Source organism: Gammaproteobacteria bacterium (assembly GCA_036381015.1).
Lineage (GTDB): Bacteria > Pseudomonadota > Gammaproteobacteria > Steroidobacterales > Rariloculaceae > ZC4RG20.
On the sequence record DASVDR010000045.1, the window covers coordinates 1 to 15560 of the forward strand.

Here is a 15560-nt window from a genome sequence, read left to right on the forward strand (position 1 = left end):
CTGTCGGTGGGGCAGCGGGTGTTCGGTCTCACCGACTGGCATCGCGACGGCACCCTCGCAGAGTATGTGGCCGTCGAGGCACGCAACCTCGCGCCGTTCCCAGGCGACGTCGACTTCACGGTAGGGGCGAGCCTCCCGATCTCGGGCCTCACTGCGTGGCAGGGACTGTTCCAGCACGGCCGCCTTCAGGTGGGGCAGAGCGTCCTCGCGCACGGCGCGGCCGGCGCAGTCGGGTCGATGGTGACGCAACTCGCACGTGAGCTCGGCGCGTACGTCATCGGCACCGGACGCACCGCCGACCGCCAGACGGCCCTCGACTTCGGCGCGAGCGAGTTCGTCGACCTCGACAACGAAGCTTTGGAAGACGTCGGTGAAGTCGATCTCGTGTTCGACGTTATCGGCGGCGACATCGGGAAGCGGTCCGCCCAAATGATTCGCGCCGGAGGAACACTCGTGACCATCGTCGGCCCGCCCGAGGCGCGGCCCGCCGACGGTCTGGCGGTCGACTTCGTCGTCGAGTCCGATCGTGCCCAACTGAGTGAGATCGTCCAGCGGGTGCGGGACGAACGACTGCGGACGAATATCGGCACGGTCTCGGCCCTGGACGAAGCCGTCGCCGCCTTCAACTCGACCGAGCGACGCCTGGGGAAGACGATCATTCGCGTTCGTCCGTGAGGACTCGAAGGGCGAAAATATTCATTGGAGGCTCATCATGAAGTACGAAAAGTCGCAAGAGGCGATCGATCGACTGACGGCGGAGCAGCGTCGTGTCACTCAGGAGGCGGGCACCGAGCGCCCGTTCACCGGGGAATACAACGATCACAAGGAGCCTGGCATCTACGTGGACGTCGTCTCGGGCGAGCCTCTCTTCGCGTCGTCCGATAAGTTCGAGTCGGGCTGCGGGTGGCCGAGTTTCACCAAGCCCATCGTTCCCGCAAACATCAAGGAGTCGCGGGACACCTCGCATGGAATGATCAGAACCGAGGTTAGATCAACCCATGGTGACAGCCACCTCGGCCATGTCTTCGCGGACGGCCCGGCTGATCGCGGGGGGCTGCGCTACTGCATCAATTCCGCGTCGCTGCGGTTCATCCATCGCGACGACATGGAGAGCGAGGGCTACGGCGAATATCTCGATCAGGTCGAGGAGCGTCCTCCGGCGAGTCCAGCCACCGGCGCCGAGGAGTAACGGTTCAGCAGCGCTCGTCGAGGAGAGCATTCGCCTGCTCGTGCTAGGCGGGCGGGGGCGACAATCGGAACGAGCGCGTGCGAAGCGGCCCGGGGCGTCGCGCCACCGAGAACGGGCCGAGCTCGCGCTTACTGCGGCACGAACTTGTGGACGCCCCGCGTGACGTCCGCCACGTAGACCTCGCCGCTCGGGCTCGCTGCGACGAAGTGCGCCTCGCCGAATTGATCCGGCCGATCCCCCGGGGATCCCATCGCGGCCACGACCTTCCCGCTCCGGTCGAGCTGCAAGAGCTGACCGGTGAAGCCGTTCACCATCCAGATGTGATCGCCGGCGAAGTCGATAGAGCAGGGCAGGCCGGCGTACTTCAGCTCGCGCAGGTAGTTGCCGTCCTGGTCGAAGATCTGAATGCGCGAGTTCTCGCGATCCATCACCCAGAGATCGCCGGCGTCGTCGATGACGACCGAGTGCGCGACCTGAAACTTCCCGGGCGCATCGCCCTTGCCGCCCCAGGACTTCACGAACGTCCCGTCGGCGCGGAACTTGAGCACGCGCGGATCGCCGCGCTCCCCGGGCTGGTGACCTTGTGCGATGAAGAAGTCGCCGTTCGCTGCAAACGCGACGTCGTTCGGCTGATTGAGCAAGCGCGTGCCCGCCGCTTCGTCCCAATCGCCCGCTTGCCCGCGGACGCCGAGGGTCATCAAGACTTCGCCTTGCCGATCGAGCTTGACGACGATATGCGCCGAGCCGTCGGCCACCCAGATGTTGCCGTCCGGATCGAGCCGAAGCGCATGCGGACGGCGCCCGAAGAGCCCGCTGCCGAAAGCGCGCAACAGCTTGCCGTGCTCGTCGAACTCGGCGATGGGATTCGGCCCGCGATTCAAGACCCAGAGGTGACCGTCATCGTCGAACGTGACACTGGCCGGCAGGCCGAACTCCACGTCGTCCGGGATGTCGAGCGGCTCCGGAACCCAGCGATAGTCGAGCGCCGGCGCCTGCTCGGGAATCAGCAACCGCGGATCGGAGGGCGGCTGGGCCCACAGCGTGGCGCTGACAGCCAAAGCGGCGAGTATCGCAGCCGTCTTCTTCATCTCGCGGGCTCCTCCGCTCCCTCGATCGGCGCGACTCCGCGGGGGAGGCTCGGTGCCGGCGCGCCGCCGAGCGCTTGCCGGGCGCCGGCTCGGATCAGCGCCGTTTCGGGAGGGCCCTGGAAGAACGTGTAGCCGTCGCGCGTATCCTTCCATGCCAACGGGCCGGCGAGGTACTTGCCGGCGGCCAAGGTCGCGTCCTTGATGCGCGTGACGAGCGCCTCGTAGTCGGGGTCGCCCTGGCGCAGGCCGGTGAAGCTGCTCAAATCCGAGCTCGCCGCGAACACCACGTCGACGTGCTCGAGCGCGGCGATCTCGTCGACGATCTCGACCCCCTTGGGGTTCTCGATCATCGCGACGATCATGATGTTGTCGTTGGCCTGCTGCCGGTAGCCGCGTCCCCACAGCGTGCCGTATTGTCCGCCGCCCTGGCTGCGTCTGCCGAGCGGCGGATACATCGCGAAAGTGATGGCGTTCTCGACCTTCTCGATGGTGTCGACCATCGGCACGATCACGCCGAGCGCACCGATATCGACTGCCTTTTGAATGTCACCCTCGGTCGCGTCGGGCACCCGGATGAACGGAATCGCCGGGCCCGGGCACGCGCGGATCATCGTGGCGACTTCCGAATAGGTCAGCGGGCTGTGCTGCATCTCGATCCAGAGGAAGTCGAAGCCGGCGTTCGCCATCGCACAATAAACGTTCACGTCGGGCGAGGTGACGGTTCCTCCGACCACCTGACCTCCGGCCTCGAGCTTCGCCTTTACCGTGTTGAAGTACTCCTGCGCCGGGACGGCTGTCGAGAAAGTCACCGCGCCCATCACCGTGAGAGCTTCGAACAACCTCGATCGAGCGGACCTGTTCGTTCTCATTGTCGCCGACCTTCGAGCCGCGGAAGGATCGTTCGCCATCGTAGCACGCGAGCCAAGCGTCATCCGGGGGGAATGCGAGATGCAATTGCGTCGTGGGACTGCTGCGAGGGTCCTGTTCGCCGCCGAGCGCGGGTGGTTGATCGAACGGAGTGTGGTCATTGTCTGCTCGCCGTTCCGGGGTCGACGGCCCGGACGACGCGCTGGTCGATCACGCCGAACAGCGGGATCTCGCTCGTCGGGGCGCGCGCCTGCATGCGCACGCGCTCGCCGAAAGAAAGAAACGGCGTCGCCGGCGCACCGTGATCGATGATCTCGATGGCCCGCCGCTCGGCGATGCAGCACGAGCCGTATTGCCGATAACCGCTGTGCGAGACGGTCCCGGAGCCGATGATCGTGCCGGCACAGAGCATGCGTGTGCGGGCGGCATGCGCGATCAGGTCGTCGAAGCCGTAGGCCGCCTCCGTGGCCGGGACGGTCCCGAACGGCTCCCCGTTCCGCCATACCTCGAAGATCGCGGTGATGCGACCGTCGGTCCATGCGCTCTCGAGCTCGTCGAGCGTCACGGCGATCGGCGCGAGACTGCAGGCCGGCTTCGCATGGATGAAGCCGAAGCCGGTCCTCATCTCGAGCGGCGCCATTCTGCGCAGCGACCAATCGTTGATCTGCACCGCGAGCCGAATGCAGCGACCTGCGTCCACGGACTGCGTGCCGAGCGGCACCTCGCCCGTTATGATGCCGAGCTCACCCTCGAAATCGATGCCGTCCTGCTCGGACGGAAAAGGCACGTCCTCGGTCGGCGACAGGAAGCGATGCGACATGCCCTGATACATCAGCGGACCTTCGGTTTCGATCGGCGCCAGGTCGAAGGCCTTCTGCATGAGCTCCGCATGGGCAGGGAATACCGAGCCGTCGAGCCACTGCCAGGCGCGGGGCAGGGGCGCCGCAAGGGCGACGTCGGCGAGCGGGCGCGCATCGGGAATCCGACGTTCGTTCAGCCGCTCGTACAGCGCCTCGAGCGCGGCTTCGACCGTATCCCAGTGCTCGAGGGCCTCCTGCAAGGTACGGGCGATGCCGTCCGCGGGTGCGCAGAGCTCGAGATCCCGCGACACGACGAGCAAGCGGCCGTCGGCGGTGCCGGTGCGCTCGGTCGCGAGCTTCATGTCCGCCCCGTCCGGCGAATCGCTTTGCTCATGCGAGCTCCTCGTCGAATCGGCCGTCGATCAGAATGAACGCGATGCGGCACGGCTTGCCGGACCGGTTCGCCCAGCCGTGGTTCGTGCCGCGTTGGATCACGATGTCGCCGGCACGGACGACGGTCTCGCTCTCGTCCAGAATCAGCGTGATTTCCCCTTCGAGCACGATGCCGTAGTCGATCGTCTCGGTGCGATGCATGAACGGGTGCCGGGACCCGCTTCCGGTGTGTGAGGCCGCATCGGCCGCACCGACTTCCGCGAAGTGCGCCCGCGCCTGCTCCGGCGTGATTGCGCTGAAGCGCGGATCCTCCGGGGGGATGTCGAGCACCCGAATGCGGGTGCCGCTCTTTGGCGGCGCGAGCGTGATGCCGTCCTCGTGCGGCTCGCCGCCCGCACGGTCGATACGCGCCGGCGTTTCGCGCGTGTTCCAGACCTCGTAGAACAGAGGCCCGAGCTCGCCGCCGATACGCGCCGTACGGGGCGGCGGCCCGTCCTCGATGATCACCGAGCGTCCGCGGTCATCGTGCCCCGTGACGATACGGCGAAAGGGTGCTCCGCTCATTGTCCGTGCGCTCCCGGATAGCCTCCGACAGAACCGCCGAGCGTCTCGGCGAACCAGTCGGCGATGTAGTCGCGCGCGAAGGTCATGTTGTCGGCGCCGACGTGCTCGACGCCGCCTTCGCGCGCGGTGAGAATCTTGAGCTCGCGGCGCGAGCTGTTCACGAGCTCCGCGTACGTGCGGCGCGCGTAGTCGAGCGGAATTTGCCGATCGCGCTCGCCGTGCACGACGAGGAACGGCACCTTGATTCGTTCGAGGATCCCGTCGAGATGCACGCCCGCCGATTTCGCGAGAAAGTCGTCGATGTCGCTCGCGCCGAACACCCACATCACGTGGTTCCAGTAGTGCGGCACGGGATGCTCGCCTTCGCGCTGCAGGCGCTTGCGCTGCACCTCGGCCCAATCGTGGTTCGCGCCCCACGCCGCGCCGCTAGCGAAGCGCGGCTCGAACGCCATCGCACGCGGCGCGAAGTAGCCCCCGAGCGAGATGCCGACGATGCCGATGCGCGCGGCGTCGATGTCGTCGCGCGCCGCGAGCCATTCGTAGCACACGCTCGCCCAGCGCTCGCTCTCGTGCGTGGCGTGCAAGCCATGTAGCCGCAGCGATTCCCCGGTCCCCGGCTGGTCGACCGACAGCGTTGCAACGCCGCGGCGCGCGAGCGCGTGCGGCAGCGAGGACCAGTAGAGCAGCTCCTTGCAGCTGTCGAGGCCGTTGACGTAGAGCACGCATGGCGCTCGGCCTTCGCGGCCTTCGGCGCGGGTGAGCAAGGCCGGCATGACGGTGCCGGCATACGGAATCTCGATCCGCTCGGCGTTCTCGCGGCCGATCTCGATCGCATGGCGGAACGCGCGCTGCGCTTTCGCGTACGTCGGCTCGCGGCCCGGATGCCCATGACCCTGCATCCGCTCCGCAACGAGATAGTAGAGTGCCGCGCGCTGCAGCTTCGCCGCCGCCGAAAGGAGCCTCCCTTTCGCTTCGTCCTCCGCCGCGAGCCCGACGAGGTTGTCGGCGACGGCGACCCACTGCGCGAGGAACTCCCCCGTGCCGGCATCCTCCCCGCGCGCCGCGGCTTCGAGCAACGGCCGGCACATGTCCTCGATCTCGCCGATCTGCCCGCCGCTCGCGAGCGCCATGTTGACCGAGAGATTCCAGACGTAGTTGTTCGGGAAGTACTGAAAGAGCGCCATCGCACTAGACGCCCGCGGGCTGGAAGAGCCCCTTGTCGGGCTCCGCCGGCGGCATCGCTTTCGGCCCGCCGACGCCGATGCCCCACTGATCCATGATGCCGGGGCCGGGCTCGTAGACCGTCGGCTGCCACGTCGCGTCGTCCACGCGCTCGAGCTCGGCCGTGTATTCGACGGCGAAGCCGTTCGGCGTGACGAAGTAGCTGAACGCATTGTTGCCGGCCGTGTGCCGGCCGGGCCCCCAGCGTATCTCGACGCCTTCGCCGCGGAGCCGCGCGATGCCGCGCATCATCTCGTCGATGCTCGCGACATCGTAGGCGACGTGGTTGAGGCACGGCGGGCCGGGCAGCAATGCGATGCGATGGTGCCATTCGTTGCAGCGCAGAAACACCATGAAGTCGCCGAGCCAGTCGCTCACGCGAAAGCCGAGCACATCGACGAAGAAGTCCGCCGCGGCCTTGTGATTCGGCGAGTGCAGCACGATGTGGCTGATCCGCACTGGAATCGCAGCACGCGGGGAGAGCTTCCGAGCCGCCCCTCGCTCGACGCCGCTCGAGACCTCGAACGGCAGGCCGTCAAGCGAAAAAAATCGGAAGCCGTAGCCGCCGCCGAGCGTCACGAGCGGGCCGGGAGGATGGACGACGCGGCAACCGGCCGCCTCGACCTTCTCGAAGAGCGCATCGACGTCCCGGTCGCTCGGCGCGGCGAGCGCAATCACATCGACGCGTTTGTCCTCTGCCTGCCGTAAGCGCAGCACGAAGAGCTCGTCGTGGCCCTCGGCCGCGAAGTAGATCAGCCCGTCACGCTCGGCGACCTGGCGCAGACCCCACTTGTCGGCATAGAACCGCCGCTCCGCCTCGAGGTCGGGCAGCGCAAGGCCGACGTAGCGAATCTCGGACACTCTGGACATGTCGCCTCCTCGAGCTTGCACGCCGCATCAGATCGGCGCCGCGATGACCTCGAACATCTCGGCCGTAGCCTTGGCCTGGTCCACCGGCGGCAGCAGCCCCAGTTGGCTGTCGCCGATCGCTTTCGAATGCTCGACGATATAGCGGCAGCGCTCGAAGCGCCTGGCCCGATAGGCCATGAACGCTTCCTCCGGCTCGGCCGCGCGCGCGAGCTCCTCGGCGAGCACGATCGCGTCCTCGATCGCCATGCCGGCGCCCTGACCGAGATGCGGCGTCGTCGCATGCACGGCGTCTCCGAGCAGCACGACGCGGCCTTTGTGCCAATCGCCGCGCAGCAGGATCCATTCCAGCGGCTTGTAGACGACGGCCGCATCGTCGGTGATTCGACGCGCATACTCGGCGATGGAGGGCGGCGCGTCGCGCAGCTTGTCGCGCATGGCGCGAGCGAGGCCGGCGCGCGGATAGTGAGGATTGCCGGGCTCCGGCGTGGTCAAGAAGAGATACATGAGCCCGCCGCCGAGCGGCACCAGCCCCATGCCCATGGGACCCGCGTGAGCGTGCAGGCTCACGACCTCGGGCGGGCGCGGAAAATTGTGACGCCACACGCCTTGACCCGTGAACTGCGGGCGCGGTGCGTCCGGGAACAGCTGCTCGCGGGTCGTCGAGCTCAAGCCGTCGGCGCCGATTACGACGTCGTAGCGCGCCGCGACGCCGTCCGAGAACGCGACCTCCACCTCGTCGCCCCGGTCGTCGATCGAGGTCGCCGTCACGCCGAGCCGGATTCGCGCGCCCGCCGCGCGTGCGCAACGACTCAGGACCTCGTGCAGCGCCCGGCGCCCGATGCCCAAATTCGCCGGGTAGTCCGCCACGAGCTTCGGCGAGGGCACCTTTGCGAGATGGACGCCCTCGGGCGAGAACACGTCGACGTGATCGAAACCGAACCCGGCATCGAGATACTCCTTGACGATACCGAGCTCGGCCATCGCGCGTATGACATTCGCCTGCTGGATGATCCCGACGCCGTAGACGGACCACTCTGGATCGCGCTCGATCATCTCGACGGCAAAGCCGCGCTTGCCGAGCGCGATCGCCGCCGTGAGCCCGCCGATGCCGGCCCCTATGATCAGAATGCGCGCTTCGTGCATCGCTCCCTCTGTTCACATGGAGCCGACCGCGCGCGGGCACAGGTGAGCGCGAAGGTAAGACTCACTTCGAGTGCTTGTCGAAGAACTCGTAGATGTGCTCCTGGCTCGCGGTGATGATGGGGCCATGGGTGATGCCGGGTAGCTCGACGTATTCATGCTCCATACCGAGCTCTTCCATCGTTGCGACCCACGTGCGTGCAAGGTCGACTGGCACGAGCTCGTCGTCGCTGCCATGGACGATCATGACCGGAACGCCGGCCTCGTCGAGTCGTCCGAGAATCTCTGCACGGTTCTCGGTCATCGAAAAGGCCGCCGGCGCGACCGCCGCGATCGCCGCCCAGATGTCGGCGTGCTTCGAGCCGAGGAACAGGGTTCCGGCGCCGCCCATGGAGTGGCCGGTCAGGTAGATCCGGTTCTCGTCGACGTTGAACTCGTCGCGGACCATCTCGAGCACGTTCATCACGTCCTTCTCGCTGAGCTCGGCGAGATTCTCGGGCGCGTTCTCCCCGCCAAAGCTACGGCCGCCCGGACCCCGTATCACCGGCGAGCCGTACCAGCCGCCGACGCTGTAACCCATCGGCGCGGCGAGGATGTAGCCGCCTTCCTCGGCGAGATCGACGGCCGTCGAGTTGCACATGATCTGCGGCGGGGCACCGAGGCCGTGCAAGGAAATGATCAACGGCGCCGGCTCGTCGGCGGAAATCTTCGACGAAGCGAAGACGCAATAGGGAAGATCCTCGCCGGTATCGGCGAAGTGGTAGGTGCGGTCTTCGGCGCGCGGATCGCTGGCCCAGGTTCGTCCCTGGCCAGGCTGCGCGATCGCGGCCGACGACAGCAGCGTTAGGGTCAGACAGGATGCGATCGTCGCGACGGCAGTCGTCGCGCGTGTTGAGAGCTCGAGTCGCATGACGAGGTTCTCCCCTTCGATGGTGTCATTTCTCGGAATGACAGCACGAGATTCAGCGATTCCGCCCGGCGGTGTCAATGGAACAACGGCTATGCTCCCTCGAGCGCCGGTTCCGTGCCATACTTGCCCGAGCTTCGCGAGGAGGGCAGGCGTGAACCAAAGCTTTCGGGTCGCGATAGCCGCACTGTCTCTCGCCGGCACCGCAGCGGCCGCGCAGCAGGCCGCAGACATCGGTTTCGTCAGCGTCGGCCGAGCGGCACCACTCGAGCACGATATCAATGAATACGAGCCGGTCGGCGCGAGCCTGTCGGCCGACGGGCAGTTCATCGGGTCGGCCCGTGCCGGTGAAACGCCCCCGGGCATCGAGCCCCTGCCACGGGATCTCTTCACGTCGAAAGACTATTACGCGGACCGGGAATTGTGGACGGACCCGCGCTACTTCCGCTGCAACAGCCCGCTCGCGATCGAGAGTCTTTGGGGCGGCAACGGCCCGAGCCTCATCGGTGACGACCCGCCCGGCTCCGCGCCGTGGGGCCGCTGCGATCGCGACTATCCTCGCGAGTCGATCGTGAGCCCGTATCCGTTCGATACCGCACAAGCGCACTACGAGGCCTTGCTCGAGGAGACGCGCGAACGCGGCGGACCGACCAAGCACACGTACGCCACGGTTCCCGGGGACGAATGGAACGGCGTTTACCGCCAACCGCGCTTCGTGCCGGATAACGAGCACTGGTTCAACATGCGTCACGTGCAGGTGCCGACGATCCTGTCGCTGCTGACCGAGGAGTACCAGACGCGTCTCGTGCAGGAGGTCTATCACCACGGCTACACGAACAAGCCGATGTGGCCAGCGCAGTTTTGCTGGCCGGAAGGCTTCGTGCGCCGCTGGCACGAGTGGGCGGCTTACGATCATTACATCCTGGTGACGCCCCAAGTCGTGCAGATTCTGGCGAGCGGTGCGCTCAACTTCATCACGAACATACACGTCGGGCGCGAGTTCAACATGGAGGGCCGCGTGCCGCGTCTCGGTGCCGACGTGCCGCGCTGGTACGGGGAGACGATCGGCTTCTGGGACGAGGACACGCTCATCACCTGGACCTCCAACATTCAGGGATGGAAGACGCATTCGGCGTTCGAGCATTCGAGCGAGATGCAGGCGATCGAGATCTACACGCCAATGCGCGACGAGGAAGGCGCTTTCCTCGGCCTCAATCACGAAGCGATCCTGTACGACCCGGAAGCGTTGGTCGAGCCGGTTCGCATCATCAGGAAGCTGGTCAAGATCGCCGAGTTCGACGATCCCGATGCAGTGCCGTACGTCTACACCGAATGCATCCAGACCATCTTCCCGATCGAGGGGACGGCGACGCCGGTCACGCCCGGCCGCGTGATCGAGTACGAGGTGCCCGACATTTATGGGCGGCCGTGGGCGCAGATCTGGCGAAAGTACTGGGAGCAAGGCATGCAGCCGCCCGCGGAGGACGACATATTCGACTTCGAGTAGCGGCAACGGTGTGTCGTCGATGACAGGCTGACGGCTCGTGGTGTACTTGGGAGGGGGGGCGATGCGTCTTCGAGGCCTTTTTCGTGTTGCCGCGAGCGCGGCGGCGTCTTTGATCGTTCTCGCTGGGCCGGCTGCGGCGCAGGAAGACGCTGCCCGGCGCCTCCTTGAGTCGGCCGCGGAAGCGATGGGAGGCCTTGCGCGCCTCGAGAGCGCCCGCAACATCGTGCTCACCGGGTTCGGTCAGCGGCTCTATCAGGACGGCGGCGGCAATGTCACGGGCGACGTGAACGCGCCGCCGAAGTGGCGGGCGGTGGCCGACGCGCAGCGCACCTTCGACCTCAAGAACGGACGAGCGCTGAACCAGGAGCGGCTGAGCTACATGTTCCCGTTCGCCGCGCCTTTCGGTCACAGCTGGAATCGGACCGCGACGCTGCAGACGGGCGCGGACGTGCTGGATCATCCGGTGCCTGCTCTGCTCGAGGCGCTCGATCCGAGCACCTCGCTCGGCGCGGTCACGGTCGAGGACGGGCAGTCCGTCGTGCAGTTCACGATCGAGGACGGCACGCCGATCTGGATGGCGATCGACTCCGCCACGGGGCTGCCGGCGTGGACGCGCCGCATCGTACCTCATGCGAACCTCGGCGACGTCGCCGTGACGTCGTACTTCACCGGCTACGTGCCCTATGACGGCATACGGCTGCCGCACGGTCTGATGACACGCCTCGACTGGCGAGATCAGATCACGCTGATGTTTCAAGTCGACTCCTACCGGGTCGATGTTCCGGAGGATCAGTTGCCGGTCTTTCCCGATGCGCCGCGCGGCGGCGCTGCGCCTCCTGCGGCGGAACGCGAAGTCGTCGTGACCGAGCTTGCCGACGGCGTCTGGGATGTGCGAGTCGGCACGAACGGCGGCCCCGTCATAGAGTTCGCCGACCACTTGGTGATGTTCGAGGCGGGCGGGAGCCCGGCAGACACGCTGGCACGGATCGACGCAGCGAACGAGCTCGCGGCGGGCAAAGAGGTGACCGCGGTCATCGTCAGCCATCACCACTTCGATCATACGGCGGGGCTCCGCGCAGCCGTTTCTCGAGGACTGGCCGTGATCTCGCACGCGGGCAACGAGGGCATCATCCGCGAGATGATCGAAAGGCCGGCCGTCGTCTTTCCGGACGCGCTCGCGATGAGCCCGCACGATCTCGAGTTCGTGCCCGTCGACGATCACCTGGTTCTGGAGGACGACACGCGTCGGCTCGACATCTACCACGTGCTCGGACACTCGCACATGGCGAATGCCGTATTCGCCTATCTGCCCGAGGAGCGGATCACGATGGAGGGCGATCTCGGCGACGAGGCGTGGACGTGGCATTGGTGGGCAGGCTCGTTGTCCGCGAACATCGATGCCTACGGTCTCGACCCGGTGCTGAACGTCGCGGTGCACGGGCCGCCCGGCGGGCTGCCGATCGACGAGACGCTCGCCAACATTCAGGCCCAGTCGGAAGCGGCGCAGGCCTTCTGCTCGGAGCAGGTCCAAGCCGGCATTTACTTCTTCGGCTGCCCCGTGCAGTACGACGCGTCCGGAGCGCTGCCGTTGTCAGCCAGATAGGTGTCGGGTCCCGGACTGGATCCATAGCGGCGGTTCCATAAAAATTCACGGGACGACGAAAAGAAGGCCGTCGCGGCCGATGTTTGTGGCCACATCAGTCAGCAGGCGGTCAGGGGGCTTGGCGAGGGCCGCAGCAAGCTCGGCGAACCGGGACCGTTGAGCCCCGCCGCGCGCGCTGCCGCGCTACTCGCTTCACGTGCTTCCACTCGTGGCAAGAACGGCGCCGAAGACGCCAGTGGAACACAGCAGAATCGTCAGGTTGGGGGTCGGACGAACGACTAACGCGGCTAGGCTTGCCGCAGGTCTACGGGTTATCTTTGGGGCAAGTGAGAATCCAACCGGCCTGCATCGCGGCCGCCTTCCGAGGGGGGAACAGAGACGTGCATGAATGGAGACCATTCCGGGATGTAGCCGGGCGCTCGGGCCGAAGGCGAGGCACCTGGATGACGGCGTTCTTCGCGCTGTCGGGCACCCTCGCAGCAATGGGCTGGTCCGCCGGCGCTTCAGCGCAATGGCCGGAGTTCCGGGATCCGGCGGCGCCGCGCGACGCGGAAGGCAACGTGATCATGGACGCGCCGCCGCCGCGCACCCCCGACGGGCACCCCGATTTCTCCGGGCTCTGGATGCGCACCCAAAGCGGGCCGCGGGATGAAGACCGGCGTTCGCAGGACGGGGGCGCCCCGATCGACGTCGTGACCGCCCCTGTCCCGTTCGATCCAAAAGGTCCGCCGATCGCGGCATTCTTCGAAGCGGGCGAGAACATGGAGGGCGGTCTGCCGTACACTCCGTGGGCTCGCAACTTGCGAGACCAGCGTTTCGCGGCGAAGGCGAAGGACAACCCCGATGCCAACTGCATGCCGATGGGTTTTCTCCAGTTCCACCAGCAACCTCAGCCTCGCAAGATCATTCAGACCGACGAGCTGATCCTGATCGAGTACGAAGCCAATTACGGTTTGCGCCACATCTATATCGACGGCCGAGAGCTGCCGCCGCAGGGCGAGCCTCAACCATGGTGGTACGGCTACTCCGTCGGTTATTGGGACGGCGATGACCTTGTCGTCCAGACCAACAACCTACGGGGCGCGGAAGACGGCCCGTTCGATGGCTGGCTCGACGTGAACGGCAGCCCTTACTCGCGGCAAGCGAAGATCACCGAGCGCTTCCGGCGTCCGACGTACGGTCATCTGCAGATCGACTTTACGGTCGACGATCCCAAGGCCTACACGAGGCCGTGGACGGTGCGAATCGATCAGCGGCTCTTGCCCGACCAGGAGCTGATCGAGTTCATCTGCAACGAGAACCAGCAATTCGGTCGCAGGATTGAGTTGGATTAGGAGGTACGGGGCATGCCGGATTACTCAGCCGCAAAGAGGAGTCGCCGCCGGTTCGGTGTAGTGACAATGGTCGGAACGATCGCGTGCGCCGCCGCCGGCATACTCGCGGCGCCGCCTCTGTCGGCCCATCATTCGTTCTCCGCCGAGTTCGATGCCACTCGGCAGCTCAAGGTCACAGGCGAAGTCACCGAGGTCGAATGGACGAATCCGCACGCGTGGGTCTATCTAACTGCGCACGAGGTGTGTGAGCGGCGCGGGAGCGCGAATCTGCGCGACTCCAGCAGCGACGAGGAGTGGGCATGCAGGACGATTGGTGCGGACGAGCCCGGCGATTGGGGGTTCGAGCTGGCGAGCCCGAACGGCCTGATGCGCCAGGGTTGGAGCCGCAATTCGCTGGGTCTCGGTGAAACCGTAACGATCGAGGGATCGCGTGCACGCGACGACAGTCGGCACGGTAATGCGCGAGTCGTGACCACGGCCGAAGGCGTGCGTCTGTTTGCCGGGTCGAGCCAGGGCAAGACACCGTAAAGGCAGCGGAGGGTAACGGCGCGGCCCGGGCCGGCCCCTTCGGGGCAATGGCGCGACCGCCCCGAGCTCAGTCGGTCTTGCGCAGACCTTCCGTGAGCTCGATCGAAACGCCGTAAGGGTCGGTGAGCGTCGCGACGGCAATGCCGCCATGCGCGTCGTCGACATGATACGGCTCGGTGAGCTCGATGCCCTTCGCCTCGAGCTCTTCGCAGAATCGCTCGAGGTCTCTGACCTCGAAGCCGACGTGATCGACGACGCGGCCGCGCGTCGGCACGAGCGCTTCTTCCGGGAGCCAGGAAAAAAAGTTCAGCATGTAGCCGACGCCCGGCAGGTCGGCGCCGATGAAATAGTCGGTCTGCCCCGGCCGCAGCGTCGCGTCGAACGCCTTCATGTACCACTGCTGCATCCCGACGAACTCCTTGTTCACGAAATGCACGTGATGGTGCTTGATCGGCGGGGCGTCCGAATCCATGTTCGTGACGAGCTCGACCTTCACGCCGTCCGGGCCGAGCAGGTAAGCAAAGCGCCCGTAGTTGCCGGCCGTGGGTAGACTCGCCGTCTCACCTGGACCGGGCTCGCGGCCGACGGTGAGCTCGTAGCCGTTGGCGACGGCCCTCGCGGCCACCGCCGGCACGTCGGGAACAGCGAAGCCGATGTGGTCGAACGACGTGCCGCGCGTCGGGCCCGTGGGCGCCTGCTCGTTCAGAAAGAGGTAGACATCGGGAAATTCGATGACGTCGAGCCCGGGCCCGAGCTCGACGGCTTTGCCGCCGAGGGTGTCCACCCAGAACCTCTTGTGCGCTTCGATGCTGGTGACGTTGAGGTGGTAATGGCCGACTATCACGCGCGCGTCACGGTTCGACAGCTCGGCATGGCCCGAAGGCGAAACGAGGAATAGCACCGAGATCGGCAACATCGCCCAGCGCTTGATGACGACCACGGCGTGCCCCACGACTATTCCTCCCAACACCTTTCCGCGACCTCCGGATCGCACGCTCCCGCGGCGGGCGAGGGCCCAAGAATAATGACATATCGACCCTCGCGAATGTTCTGTGTCGGATCCTCGGTCCACGACATCACCAGCTGTTCCGGAGACCGGTACGGAAGGGGTTGGAGCAGAACGGAATCGAGGACGCTGAACATCGCGGTATTCGCGCCAATCGCCAACGCCAACGTGGCCGACGCCGCGATCGATTGCGCGCAGGCGCTCCAGCGTCCAGGCTGGTTCGCTTCTGCCGCGGAGCAGACCGACGATGCCGGGCGGCCGAACGTTCACGCGCGGTTCCCGAGCAGCCGCCATTGTGGCCTTCGTGCGACAACCCCGTGTCTCGACCAGTTGTTGCGGCTACGAGAACGTTGTGGTAATACTACGTCCCGCATGGATTTCCGGCGTGCTAGGGAGAGCGCAGTAGTCGCCGAGGGTCAGCCGACCGACGGTCGAATCGTGGTCGGCGGCACAGATTCGCTTTTGTCCAAAGCATCCGGTTGGTCGCCGGGGCGTCAATGACCGCGCGGGAATGCGAGCGCGGTCAGGGGAGGCCCCGGGCGG

The 15560-nt window shown here is 66.3% G+C and carries 15 protein-coding genes; 6 read left to right on the forward strand and 9 right to left on the reverse strand.

What is annotated here, in order from left to right; genetic code table 11:
• Both VF329_14670 and msrB read left to right on the forward strand, forming a co-directional pair.
• The coding region (locus VF329_14670; protein HEX7082248.1) for an NADP-dependent oxidoreductase at positions 1-675 on the forward strand (675 nt) is incomplete at its 5' end.
• Between the two features lie 37 nt (positions 676-712).
• Positions 713-1189, forward strand: coding sequence for a peptide-methionine (R)-S-oxide reductase MsrB (gene msrB, locus VF329_14675; GenBank protein HEX7082249.1), 477 nt, complete (start codon positions 713-715; stop codon positions 1187-1189).
• 128 nt (positions 1190-1317) lie between these two features.
• Here the strand turns inward: msrB and VF329_14680 are convergent, their stop codons facing one another.
• The 8 genes from VF329_14680 to VF329_14715 form a co-directional block, all read right to left on the reverse strand.
• Positions 1318-2277, reverse strand: a complete 960-nt coding sequence (locus VF329_14680) for a peptidyl-alpha-hydroxyglycine alpha-amidating lyase family protein (protein HEX7082250.1) — start codon at positions 2275-2277, stop codon at positions 1318-1320.
• Positions 2274-3146: an aldolase/citrate lyase family protein gene (locus VF329_14685; protein HEX7082251.1), complete on the reverse strand. Its 873-nt coding sequence runs from the start codon at positions 3144-3146 to the stop codon at positions 2274-2276. Before VF329_14685 ends, VF329_14680 begins: the two co-directional genes overlap by 4 nt.
• 155 nt (positions 3147-3301) lie before the next feature.
• Entirely contained in the window at positions 3302-4306 is a 1005-nt protein-coding gene (locus VF329_14690; GenBank protein ID HEX7082252.1) for a fumarylacetoacetate hydrolase family protein, read from the reverse strand.
• A gap of 28 nt (positions 4307-4334) precedes the next feature.
• Positions 4335-4901 (reverse strand): cupin domain-containing protein, encoded by a 567-nt coding sequence (locus VF329_14695; GenBank protein ID HEX7082253.1) that lies wholly within the window; start codon positions 4899-4901, stop codon positions 4335-4337.
• Positions 4898-6085, reverse strand: a complete 1188-nt coding sequence (locus VF329_14700) for a prolyl oligopeptidase family serine peptidase (GenBank protein HEX7082254.1) — start codon at positions 6083-6085, stop codon at positions 4898-4900. Before VF329_14700 ends, VF329_14695 begins: the two co-directional genes overlap by 4 nt.
• A 4-nt stretch (positions 6086-6089) precedes the next feature.
• Positions 6090-6992 (reverse strand): VOC family protein, encoded by a 903-nt coding sequence (locus tag VF329_14705; protein ID HEX7082255.1) that lies wholly within the window; start codon positions 6990-6992, stop codon positions 6090-6092.
• 27 nt (positions 6993-7019) lie between these two features.
• A complete protein-coding gene (locus VF329_14710) occupies positions 7020-8135 on the reverse strand; it encodes an FAD-dependent oxidoreductase (protein HEX7082256.1) in 1116 nt (371 codons plus the stop codon).
• A gap of 61 nt (positions 8136-8196) precedes the next feature.
• A complete protein-coding gene (locus VF329_14715) occupies positions 8197-9042 on the reverse strand; it encodes a prolyl oligopeptidase family serine peptidase (GenBank protein HEX7082257.1) in 846 nt (281 codons plus the stop codon).
• Between the two features lie 151 nt (positions 9043-9193).
• Between VF329_14715 and VF329_14720 the strand changes: the two genes are divergently transcribed.
• The 4 genes from VF329_14720 to VF329_14735 all read left to right on the forward strand — a co-directional run bounded on the left by VF329_14720 (position 9194) and on the right by VF329_14735 (position 14011).
• Positions 9194-10546, forward strand: coding sequence for a hypothetical protein (locus VF329_14720; protein HEX7082258.1), 1353 nt, complete (start codon positions 9194-9196; stop codon positions 10544-10546).
• 184 nt (positions 10547-10730) lie between these two features.
• The gene (locus VF329_14725; protein ID HEX7082259.1) at positions 10731-12149 is read left to right on the forward strand and encodes an MBL fold metallo-hydrolase; all 1419 of its coding nucleotides are present in this window, start codon (positions 10731-10733) and stop codon (positions 12147-12149) included.
• Positions 12150-12592: 443 nt separating this feature from the next.
• Complete coding sequence (locus tag VF329_14730; protein ID HEX7082260.1) at positions 12593-13483, forward strand: hypothetical protein; 891 nt, start codon at positions 12593-12595, stop codon at positions 13481-13483.
• A 66-nt stretch (positions 13484-13549) separates the two neighbouring features.
• Positions 13550-14011 carry a DUF6152 family protein gene (locus VF329_14735; GenBank protein ID HEX7082261.1) on the forward strand — a complete coding sequence of 154 codons (462 nt, stop codon included), beginning with the start codon at positions 13550-13552 and terminating at the stop codon, positions 14009-14011.
• Between the two features lie 67 nt (positions 14012-14078).
• Here the strand turns inward: VF329_14735 and VF329_14740 are convergent, their stop codons facing one another.
• Positions 14079-14963, reverse strand: a complete 885-nt coding sequence (locus VF329_14740; protein ID HEX7082262.1) for a VOC family protein — start codon at positions 14961-14963, stop codon at positions 14079-14081.
• Positions 14964-15560: the final 597 nt, after the last annotated feature.